At 57.3% G+C, this 16,363-nt stretch carries 13 protein-coding genes; all 13 read right to left on the bottom strand.

Annotation, left to right across the window (positions count from 1 at the left end; all coding sequences use genetic code 11):
* Positions 1 to 77 precede the first annotated feature (77 nt).
* Positions 78 to 3,203, bottom strand: a complete 3,126-nt coding sequence (locus CLH61_RS06665; protein ID WP_099613927.1) for an efflux RND transporter permease subunit — start codon at positions 3,201 to 3,203, stop codon at positions 78 to 80.
* Positions 3,200 to 4,498, bottom strand: coding sequence for an efflux RND transporter periplasmic adaptor subunit (locus CLH61_RS06660; protein WP_099613926.1), 1,299 nt, complete (start codon positions 4,496 to 4,498; stop codon positions 3,200 to 3,202). Before CLH61_RS06660 ends, CLH61_RS06665 begins: the two co-directional genes overlap by 4 nt.
* Positions 4,499 to 4,503: 5 nt before the next feature.
* Positions 4,504 to 5,823, bottom strand: a complete 1,320-nt coding sequence (locus tag CLH61_RS06655) for a TolC family protein (RefSeq protein WP_099613925.1) — start codon at positions 5,821 to 5,823, stop codon at positions 4,504 to 4,506.
* A 542-nt stretch (positions 5,824 to 6,365) separates the two neighbouring features.
* Positions 6,366 to 6,854 (bottom strand): hypothetical protein, encoded by a 489-nt coding sequence (locus tag CLH61_RS06650; protein ID WP_099613924.1) that lies wholly within the window; start codon positions 6,852 to 6,854, stop codon positions 6,366 to 6,368.
* Positions 6,842 to 7,975: a hypothetical protein gene (locus tag CLH61_RS06645; protein ID WP_143752103.1), complete on the bottom strand. Its 1,134-nt coding sequence runs from the start codon at positions 7,973 to 7,975 to the stop codon at positions 6,842 to 6,844. Before CLH61_RS06645 ends, CLH61_RS06650 begins: the two co-directional genes overlap by 13 nt.
* Positions 7,968 to 10,481, bottom strand: a complete 2,514-nt coding sequence (locus CLH61_RS06640) for an FtsX-like permease family protein (protein WP_099613922.1) — start codon at positions 10,479 to 10,481, stop codon at positions 7,968 to 7,970. Before CLH61_RS06640 ends, CLH61_RS06645 begins: the two co-directional genes overlap by 8 nt.
* Entirely contained in the window at positions 10,478 to 11,164 is a 687-nt protein-coding gene (locus CLH61_RS06635) for an ABC transporter ATP-binding protein (RefSeq protein ID WP_099613921.1), read from the bottom strand. The genes CLH61_RS06640 and CLH61_RS06635 overlap by 4 nt, the downstream gene beginning before the upstream one ends.
* 9 nt (positions 11,165 to 11,173) lie before the next feature.
* The gene (locus tag CLH61_RS06630; protein ID WP_099613920.1) at positions 11,174 to 11,920 is read right to left on the bottom strand and encodes an outer membrane lipoprotein-sorting protein; all 747 of its coding nucleotides are present in this window, start codon (positions 11,918 to 11,920) and stop codon (positions 11,174 to 11,176) included.
* A 19-nt stretch (positions 11,921 to 11,939) separates the two neighbouring features.
* Entirely contained in the window at positions 11,940 to 12,596 is a 657-nt protein-coding gene (locus tag CLH61_RS06625; RefSeq protein ID WP_099613919.1) for a methyltransferase family protein, read from the bottom strand.
* Positions 12,586 to 12,789, bottom strand: a complete 204-nt coding sequence (locus CLH61_RS06620; RefSeq protein WP_099613918.1) for a DUF2933 domain-containing protein — start codon at positions 12,787 to 12,789, stop codon at positions 12,586 to 12,588. The genes CLH61_RS06625 and CLH61_RS06620 overlap by 11 nt, the downstream gene beginning before the upstream one ends.
* Before the next feature lie 37 nt (positions 12,790 to 12,826).
* The gene (locus CLH61_RS06615) at positions 12,827 to 13,897 is read right to left on the bottom strand and encodes a YncE family protein (protein WP_099613917.1); all 1,071 of its coding nucleotides are present in this window, start codon (positions 13,895 to 13,897) and stop codon (positions 12,827 to 12,829) included.
* A gap of 195 nt (positions 13,898 to 14,092) precedes the next feature.
* Positions 14,093 to 15,448 (bottom strand): MBL fold metallo-hydrolase RNA specificity domain-containing protein, encoded by a 1,356-nt coding sequence (locus CLH61_RS06610; protein ID WP_099613916.1) that lies wholly within the window; start codon positions 15,446 to 15,448, stop codon positions 14,093 to 14,095.
* A complete protein-coding gene (locus CLH61_RS06605) occupies positions 15,445 to 16,362 on the bottom strand; it encodes a ribose-phosphate diphosphokinase (RefSeq protein WP_228152556.1) in 918 nt (305 codons plus the stop codon). The genes CLH61_RS06610 and CLH61_RS06605 overlap by 4 nt, the downstream gene beginning before the upstream one ends.
* Position 16,363: the final 1 nt, after the last annotated feature.

Genomic DNA, 16,363 nt, shown 5'->3' with positions numbered 1-16,363 from the left:
TGGCTGAGACGGCAACGAATTGATCTCGCTCAAAAGATTCATCCGGTTTTGTCATCGGACCGGCGAATGGAGACCCTTCACTCACCAGCCAAGCCTCTGGCTCTCCAAAGGTAGTAACCCACAGGAATCACCAGCAGAGCCAGAATCACAGCGCTGATCATCCCGCCAACCATCGGTGCGGCAATCCGCCCCATGACTTCGGATCCGGTACCGCCACCGATCATGATAGGCACCAGCCCTCCGATAATCGCGGCAGCCGTCATCATGACCGGCCGCACCCGCAGTCCGGCGCCGTGGAGGACCGCGTGGCGGAGCGTTTCCCGCCTCGGGGCCAGCCCTTTCCGTTCACAGGTTTCCAGCATTGCCTGGTACGACTGGTTCAGATACACAAGCATGATCACACCGATTTCCACGGCAACGCCGGCCAGGGCAATGAAGCCGACACCGACCGCCACCGAAAAGTTGTAGCCGAGCAAATACATCAGCCAGATGGCACCGATCATCGCAAATGGCAGCGTGCCCATGATGATCCCTACCTCTGCAAAACGGCGGAAGTTCAGGAACAGCAGGATGACAATGATCGCCAGGGTCAGCGGCACCACATAGGTCAGTTTTTCCTTGGCGCGGAGCATGTATTCATACTGGCCGGACCAGCTAACGGAGTAGCCTGCAGGCAAATCAAGCTCGTCGCTCACTATAGCCATGGCCTGCTCTACATAAGTGCCCACATCGACCCCATCAATATCCACAAAGGTCCAGCCATTGAGGCGGGCATTCTCGCTCTTGATGGCCGGCGGCCCGTCCTCAACCCGGATATCGGCCACATCCGCCAGGGCAATTCGCTGCCCGGACGCGGTCACAATGGGAAGCTGTTCCAGCTTTTCGGGCGAATCCCGGTAATCCTCCGGGTACCGGAGATTGATGGGGTAACGTTCAAGACCTTCGATAGTCCTCGATACGTTGATACCACCAATCGCCGAAGCCACCACCTGCTGGACATCGGCGATGTTCAGCCCATAGCGCGCGGCACCTTCGCGGTCAATATCCACCTTGATGTAACGACCACCGGCGACCCGCTCGGAGTAGACAGACGCAGTCCCGGGGATGTCTACCATGATCTCCTCAAGGCGTTTGCCGATGTCCTGAATAATGGCAAGATCAGGCCCCGCCACCTTGATACCAACCGGCGTTTTGATACCCGTTGCCAGCATATCGATACGGGTGATGATCGGCATGACCCAGGCGTTGGTCACTCCGGGGAAGCGAATCAGGGTATTGAGCTCCTGCTTCAGTTTCTCCGTAGTCATGCCTTCCCGCCATTCATCCCTCGGCTTGAGCTGGATGAACGTCTCGATCATGGTTAACGGCGCCGGATCGGTTGCGGTGTCGGCCCGCCCTACTTTTCCGAACACCGTTTCGACTTCAGGCACCGTCGCAATCAGCTTGTCCGTCTGTTGCAACAGCTCCCGGGCTTTGCCAATGGAGATGCCCGGATAAGTGGTGGGCATATACATCAGGTCGCCTTCGTCCAGCGGCGGGATGAACTCACTGCCAATTTTGGTAGCCGGCCACAGGCCAATGACCAGTATCAGCAGTGCAGACACCACCGTCATCCTGGGGAACCGGAGTACCAGCTTCAGCACCGGCATATAGGCACCGACCAGCAGCCGGTTCACAGGATTCTTGTGTTCCGGCAGCACCTTGCCGCGAATGAAATAGCCCATCAGAACCGGAACCAGCGTCACTGCAAGAGCCGCACTCGCCGCCATGGCGTAGGTTTTGGTGAACGCCAGGGGCGCAAACATCCGCCCTTCCTGCGCCTCCAGGGCGAACACCGGCACAAAACTGACCGTGATGATCAGTAGCGAGAAAAACAACGCCGGACCCACCTCGGAGGCTGACCTTGCGACGACTTCCCAACGGTTCTCGGGTGTGAGTGGCGTCCGTTCCATGTGCTTGTGCATGTTCTCAATCATCACAATGGCGCCATCAATCATGGCGCCAATGGCAATGGCGATCCCCCCAAGCGACATGATATTGGCGTTGATACCCTGCCAGTGCATAACAATAAAGGCCGCCAGGATGCCCACGGGAAGACTGAGAATCGCCACCAGCGACGAGCGCACGTGGAACAGGAAGACAATGCACACCAGACCGACGACCAGGAACTCTTCAAGCAGTTTGAATCCGAGGTTATTGACGGCTCGCTCGATCAGACCAGAGCGATCATAAACCGTCACCACTTCCACACCTTCGGGCAGGCTGGATTTCAGGTCCTCCAGCTTCGCCTTCACCCCATTAATCGTTGCCTGGGCGTTCTCACCAAAGCGCATTACCACAACGCCGCCAACAGCTTCACCTTCCCCGTTCAGTTCGGCAACGCCACGCCTCATCTGAGGGCCGACCTCAACGCTGGCCACATCTTTCAGGAGAATCGGGGTACCGTTATCGTCAAGACCCAGCGGGATCGACAACAGATCATCACGGGACTGGATATAGCCCGACGTGCGAACCATGTATTCCGCTTCCGCCATCTCGATCACCGACGCGCCCACTTCCTGGTTGCCCCGTTTGATCGCGTTCTGGATGTGAGCCAGCGGGATGCCCAGCGCCCGTAGTTTTTCCGGGCTGACCTTGACCTGATATTGCTTCACCATTCCGCCCAGTGCGGCCACCTCAGACACACCCGGTACCGTTTGCAGCTCGTACTTCAGGAACCAGTCCTGGAGGCTGCGCAGCTGGCTCAGATCGTGGTTGCCGGTACGGTCAACCAGCGCGTAAAGATAAACCCAGCCAACTCCGGTGGCGTCGGGCCCAAGCTGGGGCCGGGCCGAGTCCGGCAGGCTGGGCGCCACCTGGGAGAGGTACTCCAGCACCCGTGAGCGGGCCCAATACATATCGGTGTTCTCATCGAAAATCACATAGACGTAGGAGTCACCGAAGAATGAGTAGCCTCTCACCGTTTTAGCCCCCGGCACCGAGAGCATGGCCGTTGTCATCGGATAGGTCACCTGGTCTTCCACCACCTGCGGAGCCTGCCCCGGGAAGCTGGTTTTGATGATGACCTGTACATCGGAGAGATCCGGCAGGGCGTCCACCGGCGTGTTCTTCAGTGAATAGAGTCCGAGCCCGGTGACAAGCAAAGTCGCCAGCAGCACCAGGAAACGGTTACGAACAGACCAGTAGATGATGGCTGAAATCATGACTCGTCTCCGCCATGATTCATGGTGCTGTGATCCATTCCCCCGTGATTCATCTCCGGGTCTGTCTTTTCACCGGCTGGCGCTGACATCCTCTGAAAATCCGACGTTTTGCTGGATTCGGAATCGATCAGGAATTGGGCGGAGGTCACTACGGTATCGCCCGGCTTGGCACCCTCAAGAATTTCGGCATACGGGTCACCGATACGCCCCACGCTGACATTGACGGACTTAAAGGCGCCCTCATCGAGCGCCAGCACCAGACGGTCACTCTGCCCGGTGCGGATTATGGACTCCCTGGGCACAAGCATGCGCCGCTCTCTGCGTTCGCCCTGCACCTCCAGCGCGGCGAACATACCTGGCAAAAGGGCACCATCGGTATTGTCAAAGCGCATTCTGACCCGCGCCGTCCGGGTTTTCGGGTTGATCTCCGGATAGATATAGTCCACGCGCCCGGCCCATTGGCGCCCGGGCATGTAATCCAGTGTCATCACCACCTTGTTGCCCGAGTCAAGTGCGGCAAGCTGGCTCTCAAAGACTTCTCCGATCACCCACACCTCATCCAGTGACGCAATCGATAAAACCCGGTCGCCGGGCTTGATGAACATACCTTCCCGCACGTTCAGGTTATCGATAACGCCCGAGGCCCGGGCGTGGACGGTCATTGTTCGCTGCACTTCACCGGCGTCTTTCAGGTGACGGATCACGGACGCAGGCACATTCAGTGCCCTGAGACGTTCTTCAGCCGCGTTGATCAGGCGCTGGTTTCCCCGGTTCAGTGCCAGGATCAGCTCTTCCTGGGCGTTGACGAGCGTTGGCGAATAGAGGGTGTAAAGAGGCTTTCCTTTCTCAACCATTTCGCCCTCCGCTTTTACATAGAGGGCTTCGATCCACCCTTCTACACGCGGGTGCACATGGGTCATCTCATCCTCGTTGTACTGCACGTAACCCACCGTCCTGACGGTGCTTGGCAGCCGCCCCTGGATCACGGACGCCGTCCGCACACCGAGGTTGTTCACCACGGTGGGCGAGATCCGGACCGTGCCTGGTGCGTCTTCCCCGGAGCCGCCCTCCTTATAGACGGGCACCAGATCCATGCCCATGGGCGACTTGCCCGGCTTATCACGTTTGAAATTGGGGTCCATGGGCGCCACCCAATACAAAGGTTCGTTGCTTTCAGTGCTGGCTGGGTCAGGGGCGTGGTTCATTCCGGGTTCGGCAGCCAGCCAATAGGCAGCCGCGGCTCCGGCAACGCCACCCAGCAATACAAAGCCCAATGGGCGAATCAGATTGGCCATGGTCGTTAGTCCTGATCGTTCGGTAGTGAGGAAGAAGGTGTTTCAGAGGAGTGGGCAGTCAAATAACGAAAGCTCGCGAGATTTTTTGCGCGCTCGGCAACAATCTGTATCAGCTCAACCCGGGCGTTAAGCTCGTCAATGCGTGCGCGCACGGCTTCTGCGAAATCGCCATCGTCGTTGTCGTAGGCGGTCAGGGCGGCGCTGGCCTGCTGTTCCATCTGCGGTATCAGGGTCTGACGGTATAGCCTGATCCGGTCATCAAGCTGTTCAATCCGTGCCATTGCGGCGCGGGCCCTGGCCTGAAGCTCCCGCATCTGCAGGATCCGCTCGGACCTGGCAGCTTCCAGGCGGGCTGTTGAGGAGCGCAGCTTCCGGTCCTGTCGGTTTCCGGTAAAAATCGGGAGGTCAAAACCGATTCCGACAGAAAACAGATCGGCGCGATCCTGGCCATTCGGGGCCCTGTCCCGATATCCATACTGCGCAAAAACAGACCATTCCGGCTTGTAGGCCTGGCGCGCCAGGTCCACATCAATCGCCTGGGCATCAATCAACTGATCGGTGGCACGGATCGAGGGATGGCGGATTAACCCATTAACATCTGTTTCCGGCCACATTTTCGCATGTTCGGCCAATAGCTCTGGCGGAATCTCTCCGGGCACCGGCAACTGTGCTGCGTCCGCGCCAATCCATTCACCCAGCGATTCACGGCTGAACGCCAGTTGGGTGTTCAGCGCTGCCAGACGGTCCTCAAGCCGGGTCAGTTCCAGTGAAGCCCGAATGATGTCCTGTTGCCTGGAGCCCATGGTCGCAGAGGTGTAGCCCGCTTCGGCGACATCTGACAACTGCTCAAAGAGCCCCCGGTTGCTCTCTATCAACCGGATACTCTCCTGGGTTCGCCAGAGCTCGAGCCAGAGGTGAGTGACCCTTTCCGTTACCTGCTCTCGGCGATTTTCCCGGCGGAACGGCTGCACTTCAGCCATCCGGGTCTTTTGTTCACCGGCCAGCTGAAGACTGTCACCACGGGGAATGCGCTGGGAGAAACCGATTGTGGCCTGAGTCATTGCTTCCTGCCCGGTGTCGAAAGTATCCGTGGGCAGGTTTGCGGCGCCGATGGTTACCCGGGGATCAGGGAGCGCTCCCTCTGCATAGGATTCTTCGATCAACGCGTCCTGCATCCGGGCGCTCTGCCGAAGCCAAGGGTCGTTCTCGATAGCCGTGTTAACGACATTGGTCAGTTGAAGTTCTGAGTTCGCCCAACCGGGCAGACTGGTTAAAACCAGAACACAAAAAATGGCCGGTTTTATAACGAGAGGAGGGATGGACAACTTTAAATCTCCATTTAAGTTATTTCTGAACGGAGATCTTATGGCTCTAATCTGAAACCAAACTGAAACTTATAACAAAAATAGTATATTTTGATCTGGCTCAAATATTCTTCAAACCTGACAAATATCAAAAAATATTAACTCTTATTATTTTAAATTTCAGGATAAATCAGAAACTGGTGTTTTAATAAACTAACCAACCAATAGGAGATGAAATGACGAAAAGATTATTCGTATTTTATTAAACAGCTGCCATTTCAATATAATTCACTAAGGAAGAACAAAAAAATACCGCAGGGTAAACCCTGCGGCGAAGTTAACTCGCGGAGACATGGGCACAGGCTGTAACAAGTGATAACAACCGGCGCCCTGATCGCGAACAAGTAAATCACACCAACCTGAAACCGGACTGAATTACTGAGACAAATTCAGGATTAACAGTCCAAGCAAATAGTCGACCGCCTGTCATTGAAGGTTCTCGGCTATTTATTACACGTTAAACATATAGCAATTGCCGCCTCTCAACTTCCACCATCTCTCTTTCACTTGGCTCTCAACATTGACCATCCAACAAACATCCATTTGACAATCAATATCGTGACCAGTGGTAATAAAGCCCACTGGGCGAGAGGAAGCACTCCGGTGCCGGTCCATGAGAGAATCGGCATTAACTCGCTATAATTCCACCGGTCGCCCTCCCCTGTTGCCCAACACTCAAAAAGGATCGTTACAATCAGCCCGACAGCAAGGTAAACGGACAGGCTGGTCCGTCTCCAGCCGCCCACGGCCCAAAACCAGTCCCTTGATATCCATGCCGCAACTGCATATGCGCCGACGGCTACATTGGCATCTCCGATAGTGGCACGGGTACACAACCACACCACATCCCAATGACGGGTCTCAGTCATATCGGTGAAGAACGGAACCTGCACCATTTCCCAAAAAAAGTGGAGAAAAAAGCTGACGCCCCAGATCATCACGGCAAGCGCAACGGCGGCCCGACGCCGGTATCTGACCTTCAGAAAAACCATTGAATCTCCATCAGCCCAAGCGGCTCCAGTCTCCCGTACTCGCTGTCCTGGTCACCTCCGAACCATTGGGCTCCGGCAGTGAAGTAGATCTCCTGACCCAGCGGCAGTATCCACGTGGATCTCGGGTAAAGCACCCAACTGGCATCATCGGCATTACGGACGGCCACCACCCGGTACAGCCAGAACGGGTTGATATCCTGCCATACCAGTAGTCCGGCATAATGACGCCCGGCATACAGGGGCTGCGCGGACACAAGATTGGCCAGACCTGTCGTTCCCGGCGATACCGGCTGACCGTTATAGAAATATTCAACGGCCAGATTGAACCCGTTGCGAAACGCCCAGTTCAGATCCGCTACTCCCTGCCAGTAACTATCACCCGCATCTGGCTCGCTCCAGACGAGTTCGGTGCGCCAACCGGTGCCAGCCACGGAGCCACTGCCGCTGACACCCGCTTTGGTGACGTCGGCGAACTCGCCCATCATTACGCCGGCATCGACCCCGGCGAAAAAACGCTTGGCCCGTGCCGCCGTGCTGGCATTCTGGTCCGTGTGTTGCGGCGCATGCACGGCGCTGATCCGGCCGGTTGCCCCCCAGGCTCTGTCCCATAACAGCGCGTCCACGCCAATGCGTTCATCAGGCTCCAATTGCAGTGGGCTGACAGGATTGAGAATATCCATGGGGTTCCAGATCAGCGCCGTGGACCAATTCACTTGCTGACGGCCAAACCTGAAGTCACCGACCGGCGAGCGCCACTGGATCGTGCCACGGTAAAGTTGATGGCGCGCCAACACATCTCCCGATTCGTGCACGTCCCCCTGAAGATCCCAGTAGCGCGGATCGGAAGCGTCCCTGAGCAGGGCGAACTCCGGGCTGTCCAGGAAACTGCCGGTCACCAGCTCCAGGTCGTAGGCCGCATCCACAACCCAGTCCCGATAGCGATAACGGGGCTCAATACGCAGGCGGGTAAGATTCGAGAAGTAGCGACTGTCGTCAATCAACGAGCGCGAGCCAACGCTCAGATTCTTGAGCGATCCCGAATGGCTGAAGTCCGCCCCAGCGTCTGACGCCAGCATTAGCCAGGCCATCGCGACCAGCGTCAGTGGAGATCGCCTAGCCATGGCGGATGGCCTCCACCGGATCCAGTCGCGAGGCACGCCAGGCCGGATACAGCGCCACCAACACAGAGCACAGGAACAACAGCAGGCTGGGAAGCCAGACGTGATCGAAAATCAGCACCGGATAGATACGATCGGTGATGCCGGGGATGGCTTCCAGGGCACCACTGATCGAGGACAGATCGATGCCGGTAGTGCCAAGCCAGACGACGAGCAGTCCGCCAACCACCGATCCTGCCAGCATTCCCAGTAGTGCCAGGAAGAAAGCCTCAAACAGAATCGTCAGTTGCAGTTGCGACCCTCTGGTGCCCAACGCCAGCATCACGCCCAGTTCCGGGGTACGTTCCATCACTGACATCACCATGGTGTTCATGACACCTATGGCGACCACCACAAAAACCACCGACAGGATGAGATAGAAATCCACCTGGCTCATCTCCACCATCTGCACCACCACCGGGAGCAAGGTCTCCCAGTCCTGGGCCACCAGTCCGTCGTTGGTCAGAAGCGGCGACTGGTTCAGGGTTCGCGCCAGGCCGGCACTCTCTGCGCGGTCTGACAGCCTAAGCACGATTCGCGAGACTTCGTCTTCCAGCAGTCCACCCAGGCGGCGGGCTACGTTGATATCGGTGAAGACATACTCGGTGTCGAACAGGTCACTGCCGGTGCGGTAGATACCGCGAATGGCCTGGGCACTGGAGGCAAGATCTCCCCCAGCCTGCTGGACCGTAATGACCAGCTTGTCCCCCAATCGGGCACCCAACTCCTCGGCCAGTTTCTGGCCAATCACGATTCCCGTCTCCCCGGATTGAACGTAGGTGCCCTGCTCCATGTACCCGGAAAGTTCCGTAACCGCCCTCTCCTGTTCCGGAGCAATACCCACCAGTTCCACCGGCAGGCTTTTACCGGGGTTGGCCACCATGGCACGCAGCACCACCCGGGATGCGGCAGCCTCAACCTCAGGGCGCGCCTGCAACTGCCGCTGCAGTGCCTGACTGTCGGCAATGCGTAAAGCCGGCGACAGATCGACGTCGTGCCCCCCTTCCAGCACCTGCACATGCCCGCTAAGCTGCTGTGTCGAGTTGTGAATCATCTGTTCGAAGAAACCATCGGCAAAGGCATACAGGAACAGATAGGCAGCCAGCCCGAACGCAGTCGCCGAGGCGGTGATTACAGACCGTCGTGGATTTCTGAAAACCGAACGCAGTGCCATTTGCGCAAAAATCAGCAGCCGATGATCAGACGTCACCTGCCAATGGATCCGGCGGATACGGTTGATCATAGTTCGCCGTGCGCCCATCGCCTCCAGCGGGCTGTTTCGGCTGGCTTTCCAGGCCGGGATGGCCGCTGCCAGCAGAGCGACAGACACCACCACAACGCCAATGACCACCAGGCGCTGGAGCTCGATGGTGGGATAGACGATACCGCTCAGCCCCGGCATGGTATCCATGGCCTTGATATAGGCACTGAAGTCCAGCCCATGGGTACCGAAATAGCCCGTCAGTGACAGACCCAACGCCAGCCCCAACAGGTAGCCCAGACCAGCCAGAATCGCTGTTTCCAGAAGCACCAGCCAGACAATACGGCTGCTGGGGGTACCCAGCGCCATCATCACACCGAATTCCCGGCCACGTTCCAGCACCGACATCAGAATGGTGTTAACGATACCGGCCGCCACCACCACAAACACCACGAAGATCACGATGTAGGCGACAGCATCATGAAAGGCGACCATTTGTACCGGCGATGGCATCAGCGCTGGCCACCCCAGGATCTCTACGTTCCGGGCCTGCATCTGATTCCGCAGGCCTGCAACCACCGCTTCGAGCCGGTCGGAATCTTCTACGCGGGCCGCTATCTCGGTAAACCGTCCCTGGAAGGCATAGAGTGCCTGGGCAGACGCCAGGGGCATCTGGGCCACGAAGCCATCAATTCGCTTGATGCCGGTTTCAAAAACACCCACCACCTCGAATCGGTCCGCACCAATGGAGCCGTCCGCCGCCTGGACCACCAGCACCAGCTCTTCGCCCGGGGACACCTCCAGGGCATCGGCGGCATCCACGCCCATAATGATCTCATTGCCCCCCTCCAGATAGCGGCCCATAACAATCGACCGATCCAGCCGGGTGACCGTTGGCTCGATTGCACTGTCGACCCCCATTACCTGCAAGGCCCTGGACTGGTTGCCATGGCTGGCCAGCGCGTTGCCTGTCACCCTGGCCGTGGTCGCCGCGACACCGGTTACGGCGGACACCTCCTGGGCAAGGTTCCAGCGCTCGGCCAGGGCAATGTTCATTTCCCGGTCGTCGTGAAACCCGCGCTGATGCACTTTCAGGTCGCCGGTCACATAGCCGGTCATGTTGTTGATCATCTGTGCATTGATGCCGTCGATAAACGCCCACAGAAACACCAGCCCACCGACACCGACCGCCACCGACAACAGGGTGATCCCGGTACGCCGACGATTGACCCGGAGATTGCCAAACGCCAGTCGCAGCCAGGCGATCACGGCCGGCGCTCCTCGCGCTCAATGACGCCATCCCGGAGATGGATCACCCGGCGCGCCCGCTCCATCACCATTGGATCATGGGTGGAGAACACAAACGTAATCCCGTGCTCGGCGTTCAGCCCCCGCATCAGGTCCAACAGGGCTGCACCGGTCGTGGAGTCGAGATTGGCGGTGGGCTCATCGGCCAGGACAATGGCGGGTTTGCTGACGATGGCCCTGGCCACCGCCACACGTTGCTGCTGGCCGCCAGAGAGTTCGTGGGGCAGACGTTGCTCCATTCCTCGCAGCCCAACCTCCGCGAGAATGCGCTGTGCCTCGGCTCGTCGTTCGCGAAACGGAACACCGCGAAGCATGAGCACATACTCCACATTCTCCTGGGCCGACAGTACGCCGATGAGGTTGTACTCCTGGAATACAAAGCCAATCTTCCACAACCGCAGAATGGTGCGCTTCTTGCGGCTGAGCCCGGTAATTTCCTCGCCCGCCACCTGAATATGCCCGCTATCCGGCTCGTCCAGGGCGCCGATCTGGTTCAGCAGGGTGGTCTTGCCCGACCCCGAAGGTCCCACCAGTGTGGTGAACTCACCGGGCTCAATGGCCACCGATACGTCATTCAGGGCTTTGACGGCAATGGAGTCCTGCCGGTAGATCCGCGAGACATTCTGCACATTGACGATGCTCATAGCGGGGACTCATTCCGGGTTGCGCAGACGGCGCAGTGAAAAAAGGGACTTGTCCAAAGGAAGATCGAATTGGATGGTTTCAATTCTGATGACGGTGCGGGATTCGGGGTTGTCCGCATCAACCATGGTCCACAGCGTCGGTATCCGGCGCCCGTCCATGGTCTTGACCTGTTCATAGGTCAACCGTTTGACGAGCTGATCCCGCTCCCCGAAGTAGGCCACCGACACGGGGATAGCGTCCGCGCGAACCTCAAATTCAAGCCGGCTCCAGACCACCGGCGCGTCGGGCCTTGGCGTTGAAACAATCCGATACACAGGCACCTCGCCAGAAGCATCTACCCCGGCAACCTCATGGGTGTAGTCGTCGACAAACGAACTTTCCTTGACCAGATCGTCGTTGCTGAAGTTGGACCCCATCCAGGGCTGCAGCATCATCGACGGCGGGATCTTGATGGTTCGGTCGACCTTTGGCAGGTAATTCCACATGGCATCACCGATTCTCAGCGAGCCCACGCCCGCCTCCTTTTTCGGCGAGTGAATGCGGATTAACGTGTGATCGGGCCGGTCCATCCAGGCTTCCAGCTGCAGCTCCCGGGTCCAGTATTCACTTTCGATACGCATGACGTAAGAGCCGTGGTTACTGTCGGACCAGAGGGTTTGCTCCATGGCTTCTATCAAAGAAACAGCCGAGGGATCTGCCGCGAAAAGGCGCCCCGATATGGCAAACAAAAAGACAACGTTTATCCAGAATTTCATTTGCCAGGCCCTCTCTTGATTATCTTCGCACCTTACGCTCTAAATCCCGTAACCTGGGGAAAAACCTTGGTGTCTTGGCGGCATAATGCTGCCAGGCCTCTCCGAACGTCTTTTCGGCTTCCCGCTCCTCAGTTATCGACAGTCGTGAATACATCCAGAGCAACACCGGGAACATTATCAGGGTCAACAGCGTTGGCCACTGCAGGAGAAATCCGAACATAATCAACACAAAGCCCACGTACTGCGGATGGCGGACATAGGCGTAGAGTCCGGTTGTTGCAAGCTCCCCGTCTTTCTGAGCCGCGTACAGAGTCCGCCAGCCTGCTGCAATCAGATAGAAGCCTCCCCCTATAAAAACCGTGCTCAACAGATGAAAGGGCCCAAAATGCGGGGAGCCTTGCCAACCAAACAACATTTCAAGCAAATGGCCGCTGTCATGAGTCAGCCAGTTCACCTCAGGATAATGTGACTGCAGCCACCCCGAGAGAAAGTAGATGGTCAGCGGGAACCCGTACATCTCCGTAAACAGAGCAACAAGAAACGCACTGAACGCACCGAATGAACGCCAGTCCCGGCGTGTCTGCGGTTTAAAAAAACTGAAGGCGAAAAAGATGAAAACGGCTGAATTCAGAACCACCAGTCCCCATAAACCATAACTGGGTATCTCACTGTTCATCGTGCGGATCCCCTCGTTTGCCTTCGGGGTTGTGATGACCGTGCCCGCCATGCATGAACAGATGCATTAACGGGCATGCGAGCAATATCAGCCAGGGCAAGGCGCCGAGAAGATGAACCTTGTGTTCCCCCCACAGTAAAAACAGTGCAATAACCGCAAATACGGCCAATGTGATTTTAAAGCGCCGATCCATGACAGTTCCTTTTGTGAGCAATTCAACTCTGCGATCGTCACTGCTTGTCAATCGAGATCTGATGGCCGATGCCGCCCAACCGGATCTCATCAACAATCTCCAGAAGCACCGGGTCAAGTACCCAAAGCTTAGCCTCCCCCCGACTGGTTACCAGTATGCGGCCATCGACAGGGGAAACCGCCAGGTGGTAGGGAGCCGGGGCGAGCGGGATACTTTTTCGGATGCCGGGAGTGAGGTCTATGCGAACAAGCCTTTCATCACCCTGACTGGTGGCAAAAAGCGTCTTTCCATCGGCGCTCAGGCCCAGACCATGAGGCGCTTCGCCAATTTGGTAGCGAGCCGTCACGACACCGTCAGAAAGCCGCAGCTTAAGGGCTTCACCGGAGGCGGCATCATTGATGTACAGATGATCACCGTCCGGGGCGAGAGCCATGTGCTCCGGGCCTCCACCTACGAGCACATTGCGCTTGACGAACCAGTTCCCGGTATCCACTTCACTGATCGTGCCGTTACCGGTATTGCTGACGAATAACGTCTGGCCGTCGCCCGTCGTCGCTATATAGTTGGGAGAAGGGCCAGTCGCGATAACGTCAACGACTTTTCCGGAATCCAGATCAACAACGCTGATACCCCCACCCATCGGATGTGTGGAAACGGCATAGCGACCATCCGGTGTGACCAGAACATGATGCACTGGCCCCGGTACCTCATATACCCGTTCCATGGCGTTCGTGCTGGTGTCCACGACATAAACCCGACCAGTACCGGATAATTCCGGAGCTGCGGCGCCGCCGCCACCGTGATGGGCGGCGTGATCATCTTCCGTGACACCCTCCGGTCGCATGGGAGGTTCCTGATTGTCATGGGCAGTCAGGCTTCCCACAACGAGGTAGCGGCCATCCGGAGTCAGCGCTGATCCATGGGTATTGACCGTACCGGAGATCGTCGATGTTAATCGGTGGGTTTCCAGGTTCATGACCCCCACAGAATCCGCCGTCCCCATGGGAATGAAGGCGCGACCACCGTCCGCAGACACCGCCGTTGACAGACTCATCGAGAACATGGCGACGAGGCTCCAAAACCACGATTTTCGCGACGGGTATTTCATAAGGTCACCTTCGGAACAGAACGGCAGAATGATTCTTTTTCGGCAGAAAAGCGGCCGTTGCACGCTTGCGAAAAAGAAATGCTTCAATCCCAGTTGAACACGCCAAACTGAACTAGAACTGAAAACCCTTCCTGAAGATGCATCTATTTGACGCGAGTCAATTTCCGGGCGCTGGCGCCGGCTTCCCGGCACAGCTCAGATCCGCACAATGGAGTGATAACCGGCCACCTCTACCGAATATCGGCTATTCATGCGTAGATGATCCCGCATGGCTTCCAGCGCCTCCGGATCCCCATGAATCAGGTTAATCGGCGTTTCGGGGGCCAAAGCACTCTGGGCAAGCCATTGTTCAATCTCTGTGAAATCCCCGTGTCCGGAAAGCCCGCTCAACACCTCTACCCGGGCCTTGACGGGAAACCAGTCACCGTGGATCTTCACCCTTTCCGCTCCACTAACCATCTTGGCCCCTCGTGTTCCCCCGGCCTGATAGCCGGCGAAGATAACGGTTGTGCGGTGCTGGCCCAGGAGACGCTTGAAGTGATGAAGTATGCGTCCGCCTGTTGCCATGCCACTGCCGGCAATGATTACGTGGGGGTATGCCTGGTCAGCCAGCGCCTTGGAGTCCTGAACACTGCGACTGTATTGAACGGTGCCACACATTTCATGGCACTCTGAACGGCTCAACCGGTGCTGATCCTCATAGCGGCAGTAGATTTCGGAAACATCAATTGCCATGGGACTATCCAGATATACTGGCAACTTCGGAATTCTCCCCGACCGCATCAGGGCAGTTAACATGTGCTGCAACACCTGCGCCCTGCCCACGGCAAAGGCCGGAATCAATATATTGCCCCCTTTGTCGACGGTTTCATTGACGATATCTGCCAACTGCGAAAACGGGTCCGCGTTGTCATGCCGACGATTGCCATACGTTGACTCCAGCATCAGCATGTCCAGAGCTGGCAGAGGAGCCGGCGCCCTCATGAAAATATCATTGAGCCGCCCGACATCACCGGAAAACCCGATGCATTTTCCTTCCGCCTCAATAATGATGCAGGCGGCCCCGAGGATATGCCCTACCGGATGCAGGTGGAAGCGTATATCACCGAGCAAGACCTCCTCATAAAAGCCTACCGGCTCAAACAGCTCCATACAGGCTTCGGCATCATTCTGATCATACAGTGGCGCCGGAACCTCATGTTTACTCAGTCCATGGCGGCCGAGGTAATGCGCCTCCTCTTCCTGGAGATGGCCGCTATCGGCCAGCAGTATTTCACTCAAATCACGGGTTGCATGATGGGTATAAACCGCCCCGCGAAACCCCTGCTTGTACAACACGGGTATATAGCCCGAGTGATCCAGGTGGGCGTGGGTCAGAAGCACTGCGTCCAGTGATTCTATATCCAGCGGCAATGGCTGCCGGTTGCGCTTTCTCAGCCACTTGTAACCCTGGAACAGGCCACAATCAACCAAAACCCGCGTCTCACCCGCTTCAACCAGGAACTTGGATCCGGTAACCGTCTCGGCGCCACCCAGGAACGTAATATTCATCGGCTCTTACTCCCGTCTTGATTGAGAAAATGCCTGATCGGTGGCGCCAGCAACTCACTGATATCAATCCCGTTGGTACTGTGTGGAATGGTGTTGGTGGTCACCAGAGACTGTAAGCCCGCAGCCAAAAGATACTGATCCGAAGCCTCGGCAAAGATGCCGTGCACCGCAGCACAGAGAATAGCCTCCATGCCCTGCAACCTTAGCGCTTTGACACATTCACCAACCGTGCGGCCACTGGAGATGACGTCATCTATGATGATGGCGGTGCGGCCCCGGTACCGGGATAAATCCGGCAGTGCGACTTCGACACGCCGGTCACCCAGGCGCTGCTTGGCACCGATGACATAAGGGTGACTGCTGGCCTCTGCAATACTGGCAACCCATTGCTCACTCTCGGCATCCGGGCCCACCAGCAGTAGATCGTTCTGCCCCCTGAGCCAGCTCGCCAGTGCAGGTGCCCCCTGAACAACCTGGGTAGGTACGCTATAAATTTCACCGAGGGAGTGATATCGATGCAAATGCGGGTCAACCGTTATCAGCCAGTCGATATGGCGCGACAAAGATTGTGCAAACACACCGGAGGTGACCGCCTCCCCGGCCCGGAAACGACGGTCCTGACGCATATAGCACAGATAGGGTGCGACCAGCCCCACCGAGCGTGCACCGAGCTCCCGAAGGGTCTCGAAAAGGAACAGATGGGCAAGGTACCTGGTGTCCGGATAGGACAAGTCAGCCAACACAATACATCGCGCACCACTGACCGGAGTATCGATACGCAGGTAGGACTCACCATCGGGGAACCTGCGAAATTCCAGACGCCCCTGCTCCAAGCCAAGCTGATCACACAGCTTTTCCCGTAAGGGATGGTTTTCCAGGCAAAACAGAACCACTCGCTCGCTACTCTTGCCCACA

The organism is Marinobacter profundi (assembly GCF_002744715.1).
Taxonomy (GTDB): Bacteria; Pseudomonadota; Gammaproteobacteria; order Pseudomonadales; family Oleiphilaceae; genus Marinobacter; species Marinobacter profundi.
Note: the sequence above shows the minus strand (reverse complement) of the source record. Positions and strands in the feature narration are given on the sequence as shown.